This window comes from Pristimantibacillus sp. Z349TD_6 (assembly GCF_056173205.1).
Genome location: NZ_CM149662.1, coordinates 4,961,181 through 4,976,292 on the forward strand (window position 1 = coordinate 4,961,181; position 15,112 = coordinate 4,976,292).

At 45.1% G+C, this 15,112-nt stretch carries 17 protein-coding genes; 6 read left to right on the forward strand and 11 right to left on the reverse strand.

Annotation, left to right across the window (positions count from 1 at the left end; translation table 11 throughout):
- The first annotated feature begins 104 nt into the window (after positions 1 to 104).
- On the forward strand, positions 105 to 1,301 hold the full coding sequence (locus AC0VYE_RS21815) for a putative glycoside hydrolase (RefSeq protein WP_475442856.1): 1,197 nt from the start codon (positions 105 to 107) through the stop codon (positions 1,299 to 1,301).
- Between the two features lie 76 nt (positions 1,302 to 1,377).
- Here AC0VYE_RS21815 and pfkA read toward each other — a convergent pair whose 3' ends face one another.
- The 3 genes from pfkA to AC0VYE_RS21830 are packed head-to-tail and all read right to left on the reverse strand — an operon-like array spanning position 1,378 to position 3,799.
- On the reverse strand, positions 1,378 to 2,346 hold the full coding sequence (pfkA, locus tag AC0VYE_RS21820; protein WP_076266824.1) for a 6-phosphofructokinase: 969 nt from the start codon (positions 2,344 to 2,346) through the stop codon (positions 1,378 to 1,380).
- Positions 2,347 to 2,375: 29 nt separating this feature from the next.
- The gene (locus AC0VYE_RS21825) at positions 2,376 to 3,458 is read right to left on the reverse strand and encodes a tetraprenyl-beta-curcumene synthase family protein (protein WP_475442857.1); all 1,083 of its coding nucleotides are present in this window, start codon (positions 3,456 to 3,458) and stop codon (positions 2,376 to 2,378) included.
- Positions 3,459 to 3,481: 23 nt separating this feature from the next.
- Entirely contained in the window at positions 3,482 to 3,799 is a 318-nt protein-coding gene (locus AC0VYE_RS21830; RefSeq protein WP_076266822.1) for a hypothetical protein, read from the reverse strand.
- A gap of 134 nt (positions 3,800 to 3,933) precedes the next feature.
- Here AC0VYE_RS21830 and AC0VYE_RS21835 point away from each other — a divergent pair, with 134 nt between their 5' ends.
- Entirely contained in the window at positions 3,934 to 5,121 is a 1,188-nt protein-coding gene (locus tag AC0VYE_RS21835) for an MFS transporter (protein ID WP_083681702.1), read from the forward strand.
- 133 nt (positions 5,122 to 5,254) lie between these two features.
- On the opposite strand, the gene AC0VYE_RS21840 is transcribed toward AC0VYE_RS21835, so the two are convergent.
- The 3 genes from AC0VYE_RS21840 to AC0VYE_RS21850 form a co-directional block, all read right to left on the reverse strand.
- Positions 5,255 to 5,974: a YebC/PmpR family DNA-binding transcriptional regulator gene (locus AC0VYE_RS21840; RefSeq protein WP_076266821.1), complete on the reverse strand. Its 720-nt coding sequence runs from the start codon at positions 5,972 to 5,974 to the stop codon at positions 5,255 to 5,257.
- Positions 5,975 to 6,267: 293 nt separating this feature from the next.
- Positions 6,268 to 6,465 (reverse strand): cold shock domain-containing protein, encoded by a 198-nt coding sequence (locus tag AC0VYE_RS21845; protein WP_054024152.1) that lies wholly within the window; start codon positions 6,463 to 6,465, stop codon positions 6,268 to 6,270.
- An 83-nt stretch (positions 6,466 to 6,548) separates the two neighbouring features.
- Positions 6,549 to 7,247, reverse strand: coding sequence for a methyltransferase domain-containing protein (locus tag AC0VYE_RS21850; RefSeq protein ID WP_475442858.1), 699 nt, complete (start codon positions 7,245 to 7,247; stop codon positions 6,549 to 6,551).
- Positions 7,248 to 7,393: 146 nt separating this feature from the next.
- On the opposite strand from AC0VYE_RS21850, the gene AC0VYE_RS21855 reads away from it, so the two are divergent.
- The 3 genes from AC0VYE_RS21855 to pepF all read left to right on the forward strand — a co-directional run bounded on the left by AC0VYE_RS21855 (position 7,394) and on the right by pepF (position 9,927).
- Positions 7,394 to 7,627 carry a hypothetical protein gene (locus AC0VYE_RS21855; RefSeq protein ID WP_475442859.1) on the forward strand — a complete coding sequence of 78 codons (234 nt, stop codon included), beginning with the start codon at positions 7,394 to 7,396 and terminating at the stop codon, positions 7,625 to 7,627.
- Positions 7,628 to 7,759: 132 nt separating this feature from the next.
- Positions 7,760 to 7,942: a hypothetical protein gene (locus tag AC0VYE_RS21860; RefSeq protein ID WP_076266818.1), complete on the forward strand. Its 183-nt coding sequence runs from the start codon at positions 7,760 to 7,762 to the stop codon at positions 7,940 to 7,942.
- Between the two features lie 194 nt (positions 7,943 to 8,136).
- Entirely contained in the window at positions 8,137 to 9,927 is a 1,791-nt protein-coding gene (gene pepF, locus AC0VYE_RS21865; RefSeq protein WP_475442860.1) for an oligoendopeptidase F, read from the forward strand.
- Positions 9,928 to 10,000: 73 nt separating this feature from the next.
- Here the strand turns inward: pepF and AC0VYE_RS21870 are convergent, their stop codons facing one another.
- Positions 10,001 to 10,348, reverse strand: coding sequence for a winged helix-turn-helix transcriptional regulator (locus AC0VYE_RS21870; RefSeq protein WP_076266817.1), 348 nt, complete (start codon positions 10,346 to 10,348; stop codon positions 10,001 to 10,003).
- A 187-nt stretch (positions 10,349 to 10,535) separates the two neighbouring features.
- Here AC0VYE_RS21870 and AC0VYE_RS21875 point away from each other — a divergent pair, with 187 nt between their 5' ends.
- Positions 10,536 to 11,264: an SDR family oxidoreductase gene (locus tag AC0VYE_RS21875; protein WP_475442861.1), complete on the forward strand. Its 729-nt coding sequence runs from the start codon at positions 10,536 to 10,538 to the stop codon at positions 11,262 to 11,264.
- A 77-nt stretch (positions 11,265 to 11,341) separates the two neighbouring features.
- Here AC0VYE_RS21875 and AC0VYE_RS21880 read toward each other — a convergent pair whose 3' ends face one another.
- The 4 genes from AC0VYE_RS21880 to AC0VYE_RS21895 all read right to left on the reverse strand — a co-directional run bounded on the left by AC0VYE_RS21880 (position 11,342) and on the right by AC0VYE_RS21895 (position 15,050).
- Positions 11,342 to 11,833, reverse strand: a complete 492-nt coding sequence (locus tag AC0VYE_RS21880) for a DinB family protein (RefSeq protein ID WP_475442862.1) — start codon at positions 11,831 to 11,833, stop codon at positions 11,342 to 11,344.
- Between the two features lie 197 nt (positions 11,834 to 12,030).
- Positions 12,031 to 12,891, reverse strand: coding sequence for a DUF92 domain-containing protein (locus tag AC0VYE_RS21885; RefSeq protein ID WP_076266814.1), 861 nt, complete (start codon positions 12,889 to 12,891; stop codon positions 12,031 to 12,033).
- Between the two features lie 80 nt (positions 12,892 to 12,971).
- Positions 12,972 to 13,733 (reverse strand): glycerophosphodiester phosphodiesterase, encoded by a 762-nt coding sequence (locus AC0VYE_RS21890; RefSeq protein WP_475442863.1) that lies wholly within the window; start codon positions 13,731 to 13,733, stop codon positions 12,972 to 12,974.
- A gap of 24 nt (positions 13,734 to 13,757) precedes the next feature.
- Positions 13,758 to 15,050 (reverse strand): CapA family protein, encoded by a 1,293-nt coding sequence (locus AC0VYE_RS21895; protein WP_475442864.1) that lies wholly within the window; start codon positions 15,048 to 15,050, stop codon positions 13,758 to 13,760.
- Positions 15,051 to 15,112 lie beyond the last annotated feature (62 nt).

Below are 15,112 nucleotides of genomic sequence, written 5' to 3' on the forward strand. Positions count from 1 at the left end.
CAAATTTTCAATATGAGTTTTATGACAATTGTAAAAAAGTTAATGACCCAGACATGCCATCTGCTTTATAATTTGAACAGAATAGCTAACGGGGAGAGAGCAAAATGGACAACATCATTTCAACATTGCTGCTGCTGTACAGCTTGCTCACTGGAAGCGGAGAGCATAACACCGCAGTGAAGCAGCTAGCAATTGCATACTTAAATTCCGCAGCTGGCCAAACCATCATTGATCCGGATGCAGCTGCAAATGGAGGCGAAATCTCAGGGAAAAATCACGCTGGACTCATCATAAAAGACCCGCAGCCTGAAACACCACCGATCAAAGGAATCTATGTAACTGCTCACAGCGCAGGCGGTGCGCGCATGGAATCGCTTTTAAAGCTGCTGGACGACACGGACCTCAATAGTATGGTAATCGACATTAAAGATGACAACGGCTACATTACATATCCTACTACAACACCCGAACTGCTAGAGGTTGGCGCTTCGAAGAAATATATCCGAGATATTAATGAACTTATGCTTACTTTAAAAAAACATAATATTTATCCGATAGCCAGAATTGTAGTCTTCAAGGATACGGTACTTGCGCGAAAGCAGCCTGAGTTGTCTTTCCTCCAGCAAGACGGAACGATATGGAAAAACAATCGCGGTGAGAGCTTCGTAAATCCTTATCGCAAAGAAGTATGGGATTATAATATTGCTGTCGCCAAGGAAGCAGCAAAGCTTGGCTTTAAGGAAATCCAATTCGACTATGTTCGGTTCCCAGAGGGCTTTGATAACAAATCAGATACACTGACCTTCAGCAAGGCTGATCAGAGCCGCGTGGACACAGTCGCTGGATTTGTCAAATATGCTAGAGAGCAGCTTCAGCCGCTCGGTGTTAGGGTTTCGGTAGATATATTTGGTTATGCGGCATCCGTACCGACAGCCGAAGGCATTGGCCAAGATTTTGTGAAAATTTCAAATGATGTGCATGTCATTTCGCCTATGGTTTATCCTAGTCACTATAGTACAGGATGGTTTAAACAAAAGGATCCTGACAAAAGCCCATATGAAACTATAAAAGGCGCCATGCTCGATACGCATAAGAAGCTTGATCCGGGTACGGAGGTTAAACCGATTATTCGCCCGTGGATTCAAGATTTCACAGCAAGCTGGCTAGGCGCGGGTCATTTTGTGAAATATGGCAAAACGGAAGTCGAAGCTCAGATTAGAGCTTTGAAAGAAACAGGCATCAAGGAGTTTCTACTATGGAATGCCGGAAACAAGTACACTCCTAACGTAAATTATAATTAGCTTAAATCATATTTTAAACACAAAAAAAGTCCACCTTCGCTAACAAAGCGGCGGTGGACTTTTTTAATATTTATTTTTATTGGGATAAACGAAGTGCCAGCTCGTACATATCCGTGTCAAATGGTTTCTTCGTATTGACAACAAGATCAATATCAGTCGTTACGAGCTCGCCTTTAACAACGCCGCAGCCTTTGCCTGAATCGCCAGCCATTAGCTGTCTAACGGCAAAATCACCAAGACGGCTTGCTAGAATACGATCGATTGCCGTCGGCGTACCGCCGCGTTGAATATGTCCAAGTACAGTTACACGCGGCTCAATTCCGCTATTAGCAGTAATCTGTCTTGCTACCTCTTCACCTTTGCCCGCACCTTCTGCTACAACAATAATTGAATGACGCTTGCCTTTGGCAAAATTCGTCTTCATACGCTCTGCAACCTCAGTCAGTTCAAAAGGAACCTCTGGTACAAGAATCGTCTCCGCACCGCTTGCTAGACCAGCATGCAAAGCGATATCGCCGCAATGACGTCCCATAACTTCAACGACGGATGAACGCTCATGCGATGACATCGTGTCGCGAATTTTGTTAATCGCATCTACTACGATACTAACCGCAGTATCAAAGCCGATTGTAATATCCGTAAACGGAATATCGTTATCAATCGTTCCTGGAAGTCCCATCGTTTTGATGCCCAGCTTGCTTAGCTTATTAGCGCCATGATAAGAGCCGTCGCCGCCAATAACGACCAAACCGTCGATACCTCTAGCACGAAGTACTTCGGCCCCGCGCTGTTGGCCTTCAGGTGTCATAAACTCCTTGCATCTAGCTGTTTGCAAAATTGTACCGCCGCGTTGAATAATATCGCCAACGCTTCTCAAATCCATTTGTCTAAGGTCGTCATTGATAAGCCCTTGGTAACCTCTTTGAACACCATATACATCCAAACCGTGATATAGTGCACTCCTTACAACAGCACGAACGGCTGCGTTCATTCCTTGCGAATCTCCTCCGCTTGTCAATACTGCGATTGATTTGACTGCAGACATGGTCATTCCTCCACATTTTTTATTTATAGTTAAGCCTGTTGTTTCCGAATCCAGATGCTGTTAATAAGGAAAAACAGACGCGTAAGCGGGCTGTTCTTCATTAGCCTCCTAGAAACATTTCTGACATCCGCCTGGTGGCGAACCTTCGGGTCTGACAAATATAAGGCTAAGAGCCCTTCAATAATCAAACGATGAAAACGAGAAGCAGGAAGCTGCTTCACATCCTCACGCGCTCGGTTCACAATCGTACCGAGACGCTCAACAAGCAGACTGTCATTATCATAATAATTGCAAAAATTAAGGTCTCCGCCTACTTGATCCTCTTCTTGATCGATTAAATAATCGAGCAGGATATGAAGTCCGCAAACATGCGGAAAATAAATATTTTTGATCGCTGCAGCGTCCTGCGTAGATAAGCATGGCTCGCTTGCGGCTAGAAACAACATAAACATGCCCAGCGTCGAACCTGATGCCGCAGCAAATTCATTCCATTTCAGGTTTGGATAGTTCCCTCGATGCTGCTCCCACCATGCAAACAAATGCTCCTCGCGCAATTCCTTGCGTATATGCTTGTACACCTGCAAATCGCCATATAAAGTGACTAGCTCAATCACATGCTGTTGAACACTTCCATAGGAAGGCAATTGCGCGACATGGATCTGACAAGTTCGCACCAGATGATGCAAATAACCGCCATCGTCTTTTTCATCGCGAAATGCATAATAATCCTGAAGCTGAGCTTCGGGATTGACGGCATCGAGCATCGATTGATGCAATAATCGAAAATCATTCGGATCAAGAGAGGTGCTGCGATCACATAGATTATCCAAATAGTCGCTAATGGTCTGCAGCGCAACAATTAACGGTATGAGCACATGTCTGTGCTCTAAGTTCGCCGCTGCATAAACTCCGCCGCCTTGGCAATGAAACTTCTTGCTGTCCATACTGCTAAGAGCTTGTGCTCGCAGCTCAGCATCTGGTATTCGCAGTGCAAATACGCGATGTTGCTTGAGCTCTCGCGCCACTTCGGGAAGTACATATTTATATACGCGATGCATGAGCTTTAGTGGGCTCTGGGGCACTCGATGGCCTGTCAAAGTCGTCAATCTCATGATGCACCTCTCCTCAAAATCGTTCATGAATGCCAGCGCGGCTCTAATTGCTGCTCTAGGCGATACCAAATATGAAGGTCGTTTATCCTACTTGCATAATCGGCAATTTCATAGTTTAGTATACAGGATTGCTCAAAGCTATCTTCTTCAAACAGCTTTGCCTGCTTTTCATTGATGAACGCTTCAAACTCTTTCACGCGATCGGGGATCGTCCCACGAATGAGTTCCCACTGCTCTACGATCGCAAGCTGCACAGCTGCTGCATACTGCTCCCATTCCATTTCCAGCACGGGAATACGGATCCGAAGCCGTTCATTCCAGTCAAAACGATAAGCACCCATTGTAAACCTCCGCCTCTAAATGTATCATCTCAGCTCATAATAATCCAGCTTCAAATCTCATTGGTTCGATAACTAATCCATGTTATACTGAGAACCATATTGTTTTTGTAAAGAGATGGAGTGAGCTTTAAAAGATGGACACATCTGAGATTGCGCCAGCAGAGCGCTCTTCGACTGCACGCAAGGAAACACTTTCACTACGAATTTACAGCTTCTCTTCTTATTCTACCGCTGCGATGGTTGTTTCCTTTATCCCGTTATACTTTTTGGATAGAGGTTTCTCTGAGCAGCAAATTGGAATTATTTACTCAACAGGACCGTTCATATCAATCTTTGCGAATATCCTTCTTGGGATAGCCAGTGACAAATTCAGAACGATAAAAAAACTGCTTATGATTCTGTTATTTGGACAGCTTGTCATGATTTCATTGCTTTTTCCTATTGAAAACTTTGCTCTTGTTTGCCTTGTTATGATGGGCTTTTATTTTTTTCAGACACCTATTAATCCGTTAAGTGACAGTCTGCTGTTATTATCAAGTCAATACACCGGAACGCCATACGCTTTAATACGCATATTCGGCTCGCTTGGCTTTGCAGTAACGGCTTATACGTTCGGACTTATTCTAAAAGAAATTGGCTCACAGTGGACGCTTCCGCTAGCGCTTTGTACCATAGCCATCACCCTCGCCTTAACGACGAGGATTAGAGACTATCAAGGAAGCGCTCGTAAAATCGATTTCTCTGGATTCTTTAAGCTTATTCGCCAGCGCGATGTCCTATTGTTCTTTTTAATTATTTTGACCATTTCGATCCCGCACCGTATGTACGAGGGATTTCTTGCCGTCACTATGCGCCAAATGGGAGCAAGCGATTCTTTGGTTGGACTCGCATGGCTCGTGTCCGCGATGAGCGAGATTCCGATCTTGTTTCTACTCGGCAAATACGGCCATAAATTTAAGGAGCTTCCGCTGCTTATGATCGCATCCATCATGTATGCTGTCAGACTATGGCTGCTTAGCGATATTCAAGATCCGCGCTGGGTAATTGCTACCCAAGCCATGCACAGCGTTTCATTCGGCATTTATTTTTCAACTGCGCTGCGTTATTTGTCCCACCTGATTCCCGACGAGTTCCGCGCATCCGGCCAAGCCGTTTATGCCGTTGTCTGGACTGGACTCGCCGGAGTGATCAGCGGCATGTTCGGCGGTTATATTTATGAGCATTTCGGACGCGAAACCTTCTTCCGTATGGGAGCTGCCTTAGCACTGGTTGCAGCGGCTGCCTTCCTAACAAGATATTTTTTCAGTCGCACGAACCGATAACGAGCTCTAGTTCTACCGAGCAATATGACTTCGATGTCACAAATGAAATCATTTCTTATAGTTAAACAAAGGCTGCTCCAGAAGGCGTATCACCTACGCTTGGAGCAGCCCTTTTTTATTGCTTGAGCAGATACTATTCTACAATTTCAAAATTGGAGTATACATCCTGCACATCGTCGTTATCTTCAAAAGCATCCATCATCTTAAGCAGCTTCTCCGCATTCTCGCCGTCCACTTTAACAATCGTTTGCGGAAGCCAGCGCACGCCAGCATTTACGAAAGAGTAGCCTTCCTTCTCAAGCGCATTTTTCACCTGCTCGAACTCATGCGGATGTGTCAAAATCTCAAAGCTTTCGTCATTGACAATAACGTCCTCAGCTCCGGCTTCAAGCGAAACCATCATCATCGTATCCTCATCTGTCTCATGCGCTTCACGATCGACAACAAGCAATCCTTTATGGTCGAACATATAACCTACACAGCCGCTCTCACCCATATTGCCGCCACGTTTATTAAACGCAGAACGAACGTCAGCTGCTGTACGATTCCGATTATCCGTCAAGCATTTAACCATAATAGCTACGCCGCCTGGGCCATAACCCTCATACATAATATCATCGTACTCGACGCCATCGCCTGCACCAGCTGCTTTCTTGATCGCACGCTCGATATTATCGTTTGGCATTTGCTCCGCTCTTGCGTTGGCAATCGCTGTTTTCAAACCAAAGTTCGAATCTGGGTTTGGTCCGCCTCTGCGGGCTTGTACATAAATTTCACGTCCAAGCTTGACGAACTTGTTATTTTTAGCCTGATCGGCCTTTCCTTTACGGTCTTTGAACAATTTAAATTTCATTATGCTCGCTCCCCTGACAAAGTTTCCAAGCAACAGTTTATCATTGCAAACAGGTCTTGGTCAATGAAAGCAAGCGCAAACGGCGGTTATTTCACGTTATCTATTGATCTGATTATGGCTTAGAAATTCGTATCGTAATGGTGGTTTAATAGTCCAACTTCAAAAATATAAAAAATGCTTTGATTATTTATAAAAGGCTAGCAATAAAATTTATAAATACCATTAATGGTAATATGTTCATATTAAAAAAGGGCTCCCTGCTTCCAGGGAGCCCTCTCCATTCGCACATTTTCCTATAGTTTAATGACGTTGGCCGCTTGAGCACCGCGGTTACCTTCAGTAATGTCGAATTCAACCGCTTGCCCTTCATCTAAAGATTTGAAGCCATCGCTTTGAATCGCTGAGAAATGCACGAATACGTCTTCTCCGCCCTCTGTTTGGATAAAGCCGTAGCCTTTCTCTGCATTAAACCATTTAACTGTTCCTTTCAATTGAACAACCTCCTAAATATGACCGCCGTTTTATTTGAACGTGCGAGTAAAATTATTATAGCTATCCCGTTTCAAAAAAGCAATTAAAGTAAGATTTTCAAATATTGACTAGATCCAGGAATAAACGGAAGGTTTGAGTTTCCAAGCTCTGTTCGCCCTCCGTTAGCAGCTATCGTTATCAGGTTATCTAGTTCCGAATAAGGTTCCCAGTTAAGCGATATAAGCGGATAAATTCGAATTTGACCGCCTGGCTTACAAATACGCATCAGTTCCAGAACAGCCTGCGAATGAAATTCATGACCAAATTGATTCGCATACAAAAACATAAAATGGCTGCACAAAATGAGTGAAAAGCGATTCTCCTTGAAGGGCAGCTCTGGAAGCTTGCCATCTATATAGATTTGTTTATTCTCGTTTCTTAATACATCGGCTTTAAATCGTTCAATGGATGCTTCGCGTCCAGCTCGATGATTCTCAACCGACCCGTAATAGCTCCAGTCAAAATGCTCCTGAATTTTAGCAATCTTAGCTGTTGAAGTTTCGATTTCCTCAGCTGCCTCAGAGATCCATTGCTCAATTCCTGCCCCGTAGCGCGGATCAACAGCAGTTGCTGAAAAACCTCTCTCATTTACTTCAGCAGTAAATGACGAACCCCCGGCTGCAACATCAAGAATTTCCCCTTTAGCAAGATCCTCCTGCTGTAAATCAAACATCCTTAAATACTCTTCGTAGCTTCTGCAAGTCATAGCGACTCCCATTTGCTCATAGCCCTGTTTACTCATTCTTGCACTCTCCTCTGCTCGTCTCATCTCAACTTTTCTCGTTACAGCTATAGCTTCTTCTTGCAGCGTCGTATTGATTACCGCCGCCATAATGGCTATGATGATAAGAATACCATAATTAACTACTATAAGGGTGGAATTTACGCATGTTTAAGAAACACGAAATTTACAAGACCGACAAATACAATATGTTGACGGTTGAAGTTCAAGGCAAAACACTTATTGTTCGGGAAATTTCTGATCAATGGGGCGAGGACACACATACTTTTATTAGCCGCCCTGAGATGCTTCACTGGGCACAGAATCGGTTTCGCGCATCCGACTTTGTTGGACGCGAAGATGAACTAGCATCCATTATGAGTGCGCTTAAGGAAGTATAAGCAGTCTATTTCTAACCAATCAGCAGGATATTTCACACATCGCGGCGAACATATCGTTACGCATTTGTGCATAGGTAAAATTAGAATGCTGCCTTTTGAGGCCAGCTTACAATCAGGAGGACTTGCCTTCAAATGGATGCTACCGCTTCAGTTATTTTCATTATTGCAGCCTTCGCGCTAGGAGCCATCGTTATCATGAAACGAGATACCTTGCCTCCTGGCATACGCAGAGGTCTTGCACTTGTATCCATTGGATTTATTGCATTTGCGTTTTTTCTGATCGTATATGCTTTTTTCACAATGGGTACAGCTTAGCCGGCAGGCAGCTGAATATTCATTATCCCGTACGGACATAGTAGAAACAAACTGTGTCCTGAGGTGATAACTGGATGAAATGGCTTCCCCTGCTGCTTGTTTTAAGCCTCGTGCCAGGTGCTTCCGCTACAAATGAGACCGCGGCACATGCAGAGCATGCTTTACCAACCTTATCCATACCAAGGAGGAATTCGATGAATCACGTACCTAAACGTTCAGAATCGGCACCTGAGACCCGCTGGAAGCTAGAGGATATTTTCGCAAGCCAAGCGGCATGGGACAAGGAATATGCAGAAGCAAAAGGATTAATCAAAAAAATATCCGAATACCAAGGCAAATTAGCCGATGTCGCGCAGCTTAAAGCTTGCTTCGAGCTTGAAGATGAATTGTCACTGCATGTTGAACGGCTTTATGTATATGCAAATATGAAGCATCATGAGGATACGGCAGAACCTACTTATCAGGCTCTTTCCGAGAAATCCAAAAAACTAAGTGTGGAATCCGGCGAAGCATTATCATTCATCACACCTGAGGTTCTCAGTCTATCCGATGAGCAGCTGGAGCAATTGATAACGAACGAATCCGTTGCCAAATTCCGCCACACACTCGAAGAAATGCGTCGCCAGAAAGCTCATATTTTATCAAAAGACGAGGAAGCGCTGCTTGCACAAGTAGGCAATATGAGCTCCGCTCCCGGTACAATCTTCAGCATGCTGAACAATGCAGACCTCAAATTCCCAAAAGTGAAAAACGAAAAAGGCGAATTGGTTGAGCTGACACACGGCAGTTACATACAGTTTCTTGAGAGCAAAAACCAAGACGTACGCCGCGAGGCATTTAAAGCAGTTTACGAAACATACGGCAAGTTAAAAAACACACTTGCTACAACATTGACGGCTAACGTTACAAAAAACAGCTTTTATGCAAAAGCTCGCAAATATGACTCCGTGCTGGATATGTCCCTTTATGGCGACAACATTCCGCAGGAAGTCTATACAAACCTTATCAACACCATTCATAAGCATCTTCCATTGATGCATCGTTATATGGAGCTTCGCAAAAAGCTGCTCGGTTTGAATGAGCTGCATATGTACGACTTGTTCGCACCGCTCGTTGACGAGTTCAAAATGGACATTACGTATGAGGAAGCCAAAAAAACAGTAAAAGAAAGCTTGAAGCCACTGGGCGAAGATTATTTGAAGGTGCTGCAAGAGGGCTTCGATAATGGCTGGATTGATGTGTACGAGAATGAAGGCAAACGCAGCGGTGCTTATAGCTGGGGCGCTTTCGGCACGCATCCGTATGTGTTGCTCAATCATAATGACAACTTGAACAGCATGTTCACATTGACGCACGAAATGGGTCATGCTCTGCATTCCCATTATTCGGATACAAATCAGAACTACCGCGACGCACAATATACGATTTTCCTTGCTGAGGTTGCTTCAACATTAAACGAAGCTTTGTTGATGGATTATCTCCTTAACAAATCAACTGATCCAAAAGAAAAAATGTATTTGCTCACTTATTATGCGGATCAGTTCCGTACAACCGTATTCCGTCAAACGATGTTTGCAGAGTTCGAGAAAATCATCCATGAGCGCACGGAGCAAGGCGATTCGTTAACGCCGCAAGATCTTAGCAAAATCTATTACGATCTTAACGTTAAGTACTACGGCTCAGGCATGGTCGTAGATAAAGACATTGAAATGGAATGGGCTCGTATCCCCCATTTCTATAACAGCTTCTATGTGTACAAATACGCAACGGGCTTCTCAGCTGCAACCAGCTTCTCCAAGCAAATTTTGGAGGAAGGCGAGCCTGCGGTTGAGCGTTATCTTGGCTTTCTCAAAAGCGGCGGCAAAGACTTCTCGATTAATATCTTGAAAAAAGCCGGCGTGGATATGTCTTCACCTGAGCCAATTGAGCAAGCAATGAGCGTCTTTGAAGAGCTTATTGGTCAAATGGAGCAACTGACGAAATAACCGAAATACGTAAAAAGACCGTCAAGCCTGCTTGACGGTCTTTTTGCTGTTTATTTTTGAGGAGCTGAATTGATTATTTCATTTCCTTCGTATCAACGTAGGCCAAATGCTCCCTACCCCAGCCGCACATGCTGTCAAGCACCGAAGTTAAAGTTCTTCCGTGTTCAGAAATGCTGTACTCCACCTTAGGAGGAACTTCTTGATAGATAACACGGGTAATGAGCTCATCCTCTTCGAGCTCGCGAAGCTGCTTCGCAAGCGTGCCTTGCGAGACATCAGGAATAAGCCGTCTTAGTTCGCCAAATCGTTTGGTCCCGTCAATTAATAAAATAAACAATATAAGCGGCTTCCATTTCCCGCCAATCATATGAAGGGTGGTAAGTACACCTTTTAGCCTCGGTTCCTTCAAATCCGTAATCATCGTATCCCCTCCACTATCATCATACCGCATGTTATTTGCATGCGCACGTTAGATCCAGTCATTATATTTTTTTATGATTAGTACGATTTTTCGTACTAAGTACGAACAAAGTGCGTACTTGGCAGCCTTGTTTTTGTCATGAATAATAAACACTAGAAGTGATTTGACTGCAAAAGGAGATATGATTATGTCTAATTTTTCATTAAAAAATAAACGTATCGTCATTATCGGAGGAAGCTCAGGAATTGGCTTAGCGACTGCAAAACAAGCGATAGAGCAAGGGGCTCAGGTTGTCATTGCCGGCCGGTCCAAAGAAAGGTTGGATGCTGCACGGCAGTACTTAGGTCATGAGCATGTTGAAGCCTATGCATTAGATAACAAGAATGAACTGGCGCTTCAGTCTTTTTTCGAGCAAATCGGTCATTTCGATCATTTATTTACACCTGGTGCCTCCTATGTTCGAGGTCCAATAACGTCAAGCGCTGAGGTTGCACACAGCTGCTTTAATTCAAAATTTTGGCCGCAGTACAATGCAGTGAAATATGCTGCTCCATTTATTAACTCGAATGGCTCAATCGTGCTCATGTCCGGTGCTTTTGGCCAACGGCCGCTTGCGGGCGGTGCTTCCTATGCTGCCTGCAACGGGGCTATCGAAAGTCTTGGCAAAGCGCTGGCGGTTGAACTTGCTCCCATACGTGTCAACGTCATATCTCCCGGCACCATCCATACGAATTTCAACTGGGAGGGTGCAGAGCAGGAAGTTAGAGACCAATCTTATGATGCCTATGCAAAAATCAATCTGTTAGGCAAAATCGGTCAAGCTGAAGAAGCAGCCCATACGACTATTTATTTAATGACTAATGCGTATACGACAGGAAGCACCCTTTTCCCTGATGGCGGATATATTTTGCGTTAAGCAGGTATTTTGTAGAGCACGGATAACACCAAAAGATTCCTTAGCGATCGCAAGGAATCTTTTGGTTCTGTAATCTATTAGTTTGTCTTAGGGCGAAACACCGAAGTCGATGTGTATTCCTCTTTCAAACATAGTTTTGCAATATAGAATAGTTGTCCCATATGTTCGGAATAATGGGCAGCACATTGATGCAGCATATCCAGATTCTTTCTTTCTCGGTTCCTCACCGTTTGGGTTTGTTCCAACGCTTCATCCGAAATCGTCTGAATCGTATCGATGACCAGCTGCAGCCTATCCTGAATGATCATTTGCAAGGCTGCCTTCTTTACATATTCAGCTTTAAACTCATTGTCACGGCTTCTCTTATTATCTACATGTAAAATACCTTTTACGATTCTCTCTTCAATATTGCCATCTATGTGATTGATCAACATCGATATGCTGTGACTTGATGGATCAGGCTGCCAATTCAACTGGTCATCATCAAGCTGATCGATCGCCTTCAGCATCCTTTTTCGGATTTCTTCAAATTTATTGGTTAACCACACCCGATTAAAACTGTCGTTCATATGAGTCCCTCCTTGTGTATTGGAAGTCTATTGATTTACATATTTATGTAAACTTTAACGAGGTAGATATAGGATAAGAATAACATAGATTACCTTTTATTGAGTGGTTAGTGATAGGGTTGACCAATTGAAAAAAAGACTGATCAGGTGAATTTCTTCATCCTGATCAGTCTTTTCACATTAGCTATTCGCATCGGTCACAGAAAAACTTGACCGATCCCCCATGCTAGCACGCCTGCGAATAACGACGACAGAAGGTTCACTCTGTCGTTGTTCAGCCAGGCGAAGCCGCGCACTTGCTCCGCCGCGCTGCCGCAATGCGCGGCGCGCTCGATCTCGCTGCCGCATACCCGGCAGCGATACATGGCCTGGCCAGTTGCGCCGAGCAAAGAGTCGGCGAACGCCCCGGCCAGGCCAGCGGCGGCCGCTGCGGCGATATATACCGCCGCCGCGCCGCCAAGCGTACCCGCAGCAGCCTCTGCTGGCTGCGGGGCCGCAAGCAGCAGCGCGGCAACGGCGCCGATGAACACGGCGCCTGCGAGCGCTGCTGCGCTGCCGAGCGGCGTGACACCGCCGCTCGTTCCAGGCGTGACCGGCTTGCCGCTCGTCACCGATCGCGGCGCCGTCTTACTTAAGGCCCCGATCTCCGTGGCCCATGTATCCGCGTTTACAGCAGCCATCACGCCGATGTACGCGAATAGCCACCCCTCATCAGGCCAGATTGCATGAGCAGCGCACAATAGGAGTCCTACGCCGCCATTTGCCCATACTTGCCCTGCATCACGGCGGCCCGTCTTCGCATATTTGGCTTCAGCAGCTTCCTTCGCTCTATGTTTTCTCTTCCACTTCGACCATACACTCGATGAAACAAAAAAACCGATCAATAATCCAAACCAGACCGGTTCACCTAGAGTTACGAAGCCGGTTCCCATTACGATCGCCGAGCACGCGCCTGAAGCAGACAATGATTTCACATGATAGGCTGCTGCCGCAATAAAGCAGCTGCCCACTAAACCGATAATCAGACGCAACCACCATTCATCTATCCATCCTACCATCTAGCGAGCAACCTCCTGCTTATACACAACCCCATAAATGCTTGCTATCTTATTCTTTGCACTCTATTTATTAATTTTAATCATTTTTTTCTATTCACTACTTCTAATTCCATGCTTTCAGCCCGCAGCTCATGCCAGCGTTCCGGGTAATTTGTACATATTAATAATTCCGGATCAAGTGCAGCAATTTTACGGATCGCACGTTTCTCATTGATCGTCCAGGCCATAATTTGAATGCCTGCATTTTTCAATAGTTCGACTCGTTCCTTGTTTAGCTTGGAATAGCTGATCGATAAAAAATCTGCTCCAAGCTCTTTTAGCTCTTTAGGCAGCGAATTCCGCCAGCCGTCAATAATAATACCGGTACGAATTTGGCTGCATAGGCGCTTCATGCGGTATAAGGTCCCTTCATGAAAGGACGTGATGACCACTTCACTTTCCGCTTGATATGCCTGTATACATTCAAGCACCTTCTGCTCGATCAACGGATAACGGATGCCGTCCGTCTTCAGCTCGATGTTAAGCTTGCAGTGTCCGACTGATTCTTTAAGCACCTGAGCAAGGGTCGGAATATACTCGCCTTGATACTTTTGTGAAAACCAATTGCCCGCATCTAGTGCAGCAAGCTCAGCAGCCGTCTTTTTTTTCACATCGCCTTTTCCATCTGTCGTTCTGCGCAGCGTGTAATCATGAATCACCATCGGTACATGATCCTTTGAAAGATGAACATCAATTTCAATCCATTCAATTAGTGGATCAGCGAGCGCCAACCGTATAGCTGCCATCGTATTTTCCGGCGCGCGGCTAGACCAGCCTCGGTGCGCTACGCACGGATTTTTCATTAAACGATCATCCTCTCACTCGGCTCATTTTTCAGGTGTAATGCGTCCATCCTCATTCAGCTTTACGCCAAAGGAGACCGATGTTAGCCGATCGAGTAACGCTTTTGCTTTTTCTCCCTCTAATGGGGTAGGCTGCGCATTAACTGTAAACATCGGATGAAACGTCATCTCACAATCCCCTTTTTTTGTGCATAAAGCGTCAAGAACACCCGTCTCGCCCGCTGTCTCCTTGGGATATGAGCTAAAAATAAAGTTTCCTAAACTGTATGCAATCCATTTGCCTTTATACATTTCGAAGCCTTGCAGCACATGCGGGTGGCTTCCGATTACCAGATCTGCTCCCGCATCGATATATTGTTTGCCAAAATCTTTTTGGTAAGGCTCGGGCTGATCGACTCGTTCTTTGCCCCAGTGCACCATCACGACGACGATATCGGCTTCCTTCTTTGCTTTCGCAATCGCTTCCGTCGCGCGCCGAGTGTCGTAGGTTTCAGCTAATCCAGCCACATTTTTATCCGCTTTCCATGAAGAGAACGGCACGACTCTGCTGAGGCCAATATAAGCTACTTTAATGCCCCGAACCTCCTTGATCACCGGAGTGAAAGCCTCGGTATCATTATTGCCCGCCCCCATATGCGATAGGCCTGCTTCATCCAAATATTTCATCGTGTCGAGCATGCCCTCAACGCCTTGGTCAAGCGCATGGTTGTTGGCTAAGCTCAAAACATCAAAGCCTGCATTGCGAATCGATGGAAGAACATCAGGCGAACCTTTAAACACATATGGTGTTCCTGTTACCGGAGTACCACGCTTCGTCACTGGAAACTCCAAATTTCCAGCCGTCAGATCCGGTTCGCTTAGGTACAGCATTGCAGGCTGATAGAGATACTCATAGCCTTCACGGGCAGTGATGGCGCTCACATAATCAGCAACGAGCAAATCCCCTACAAAGGAAAGGCTGACTCTCTCTTCCTCGCTGCCGGCTCCGTTAGGATCCGTTACAGCAGAAGTATCTTCCTCTTCATTCGGTAGATTGGACCCTGTGTCATTTCCAGACAAATCTACGTCGTCTGTTAAATCCGGCTCTTTTTCTGACCCTTTATCACCCGTGTTAATCGTTTGATTTTGTCCTTTATTCGCATTACCTGCGAAGCTTAACAAACCTTTGAGCTTATCTGAATTTTCAGCCGCAAGCCAGGCACCTAATACGATTATAATGATGCCTAGCAGCGACAAATTAACGAAAATAAGTCTTCGAAGCCTCTTTTTACGTTTAGACCTATCCTGCTGATGCGTTTCAGAACGTGATATGTGCATGGAAGATGGCTCCTCTTTAATAGAATCAAAGTCTATGAATAGCTAGACTCTTCCATTATAGC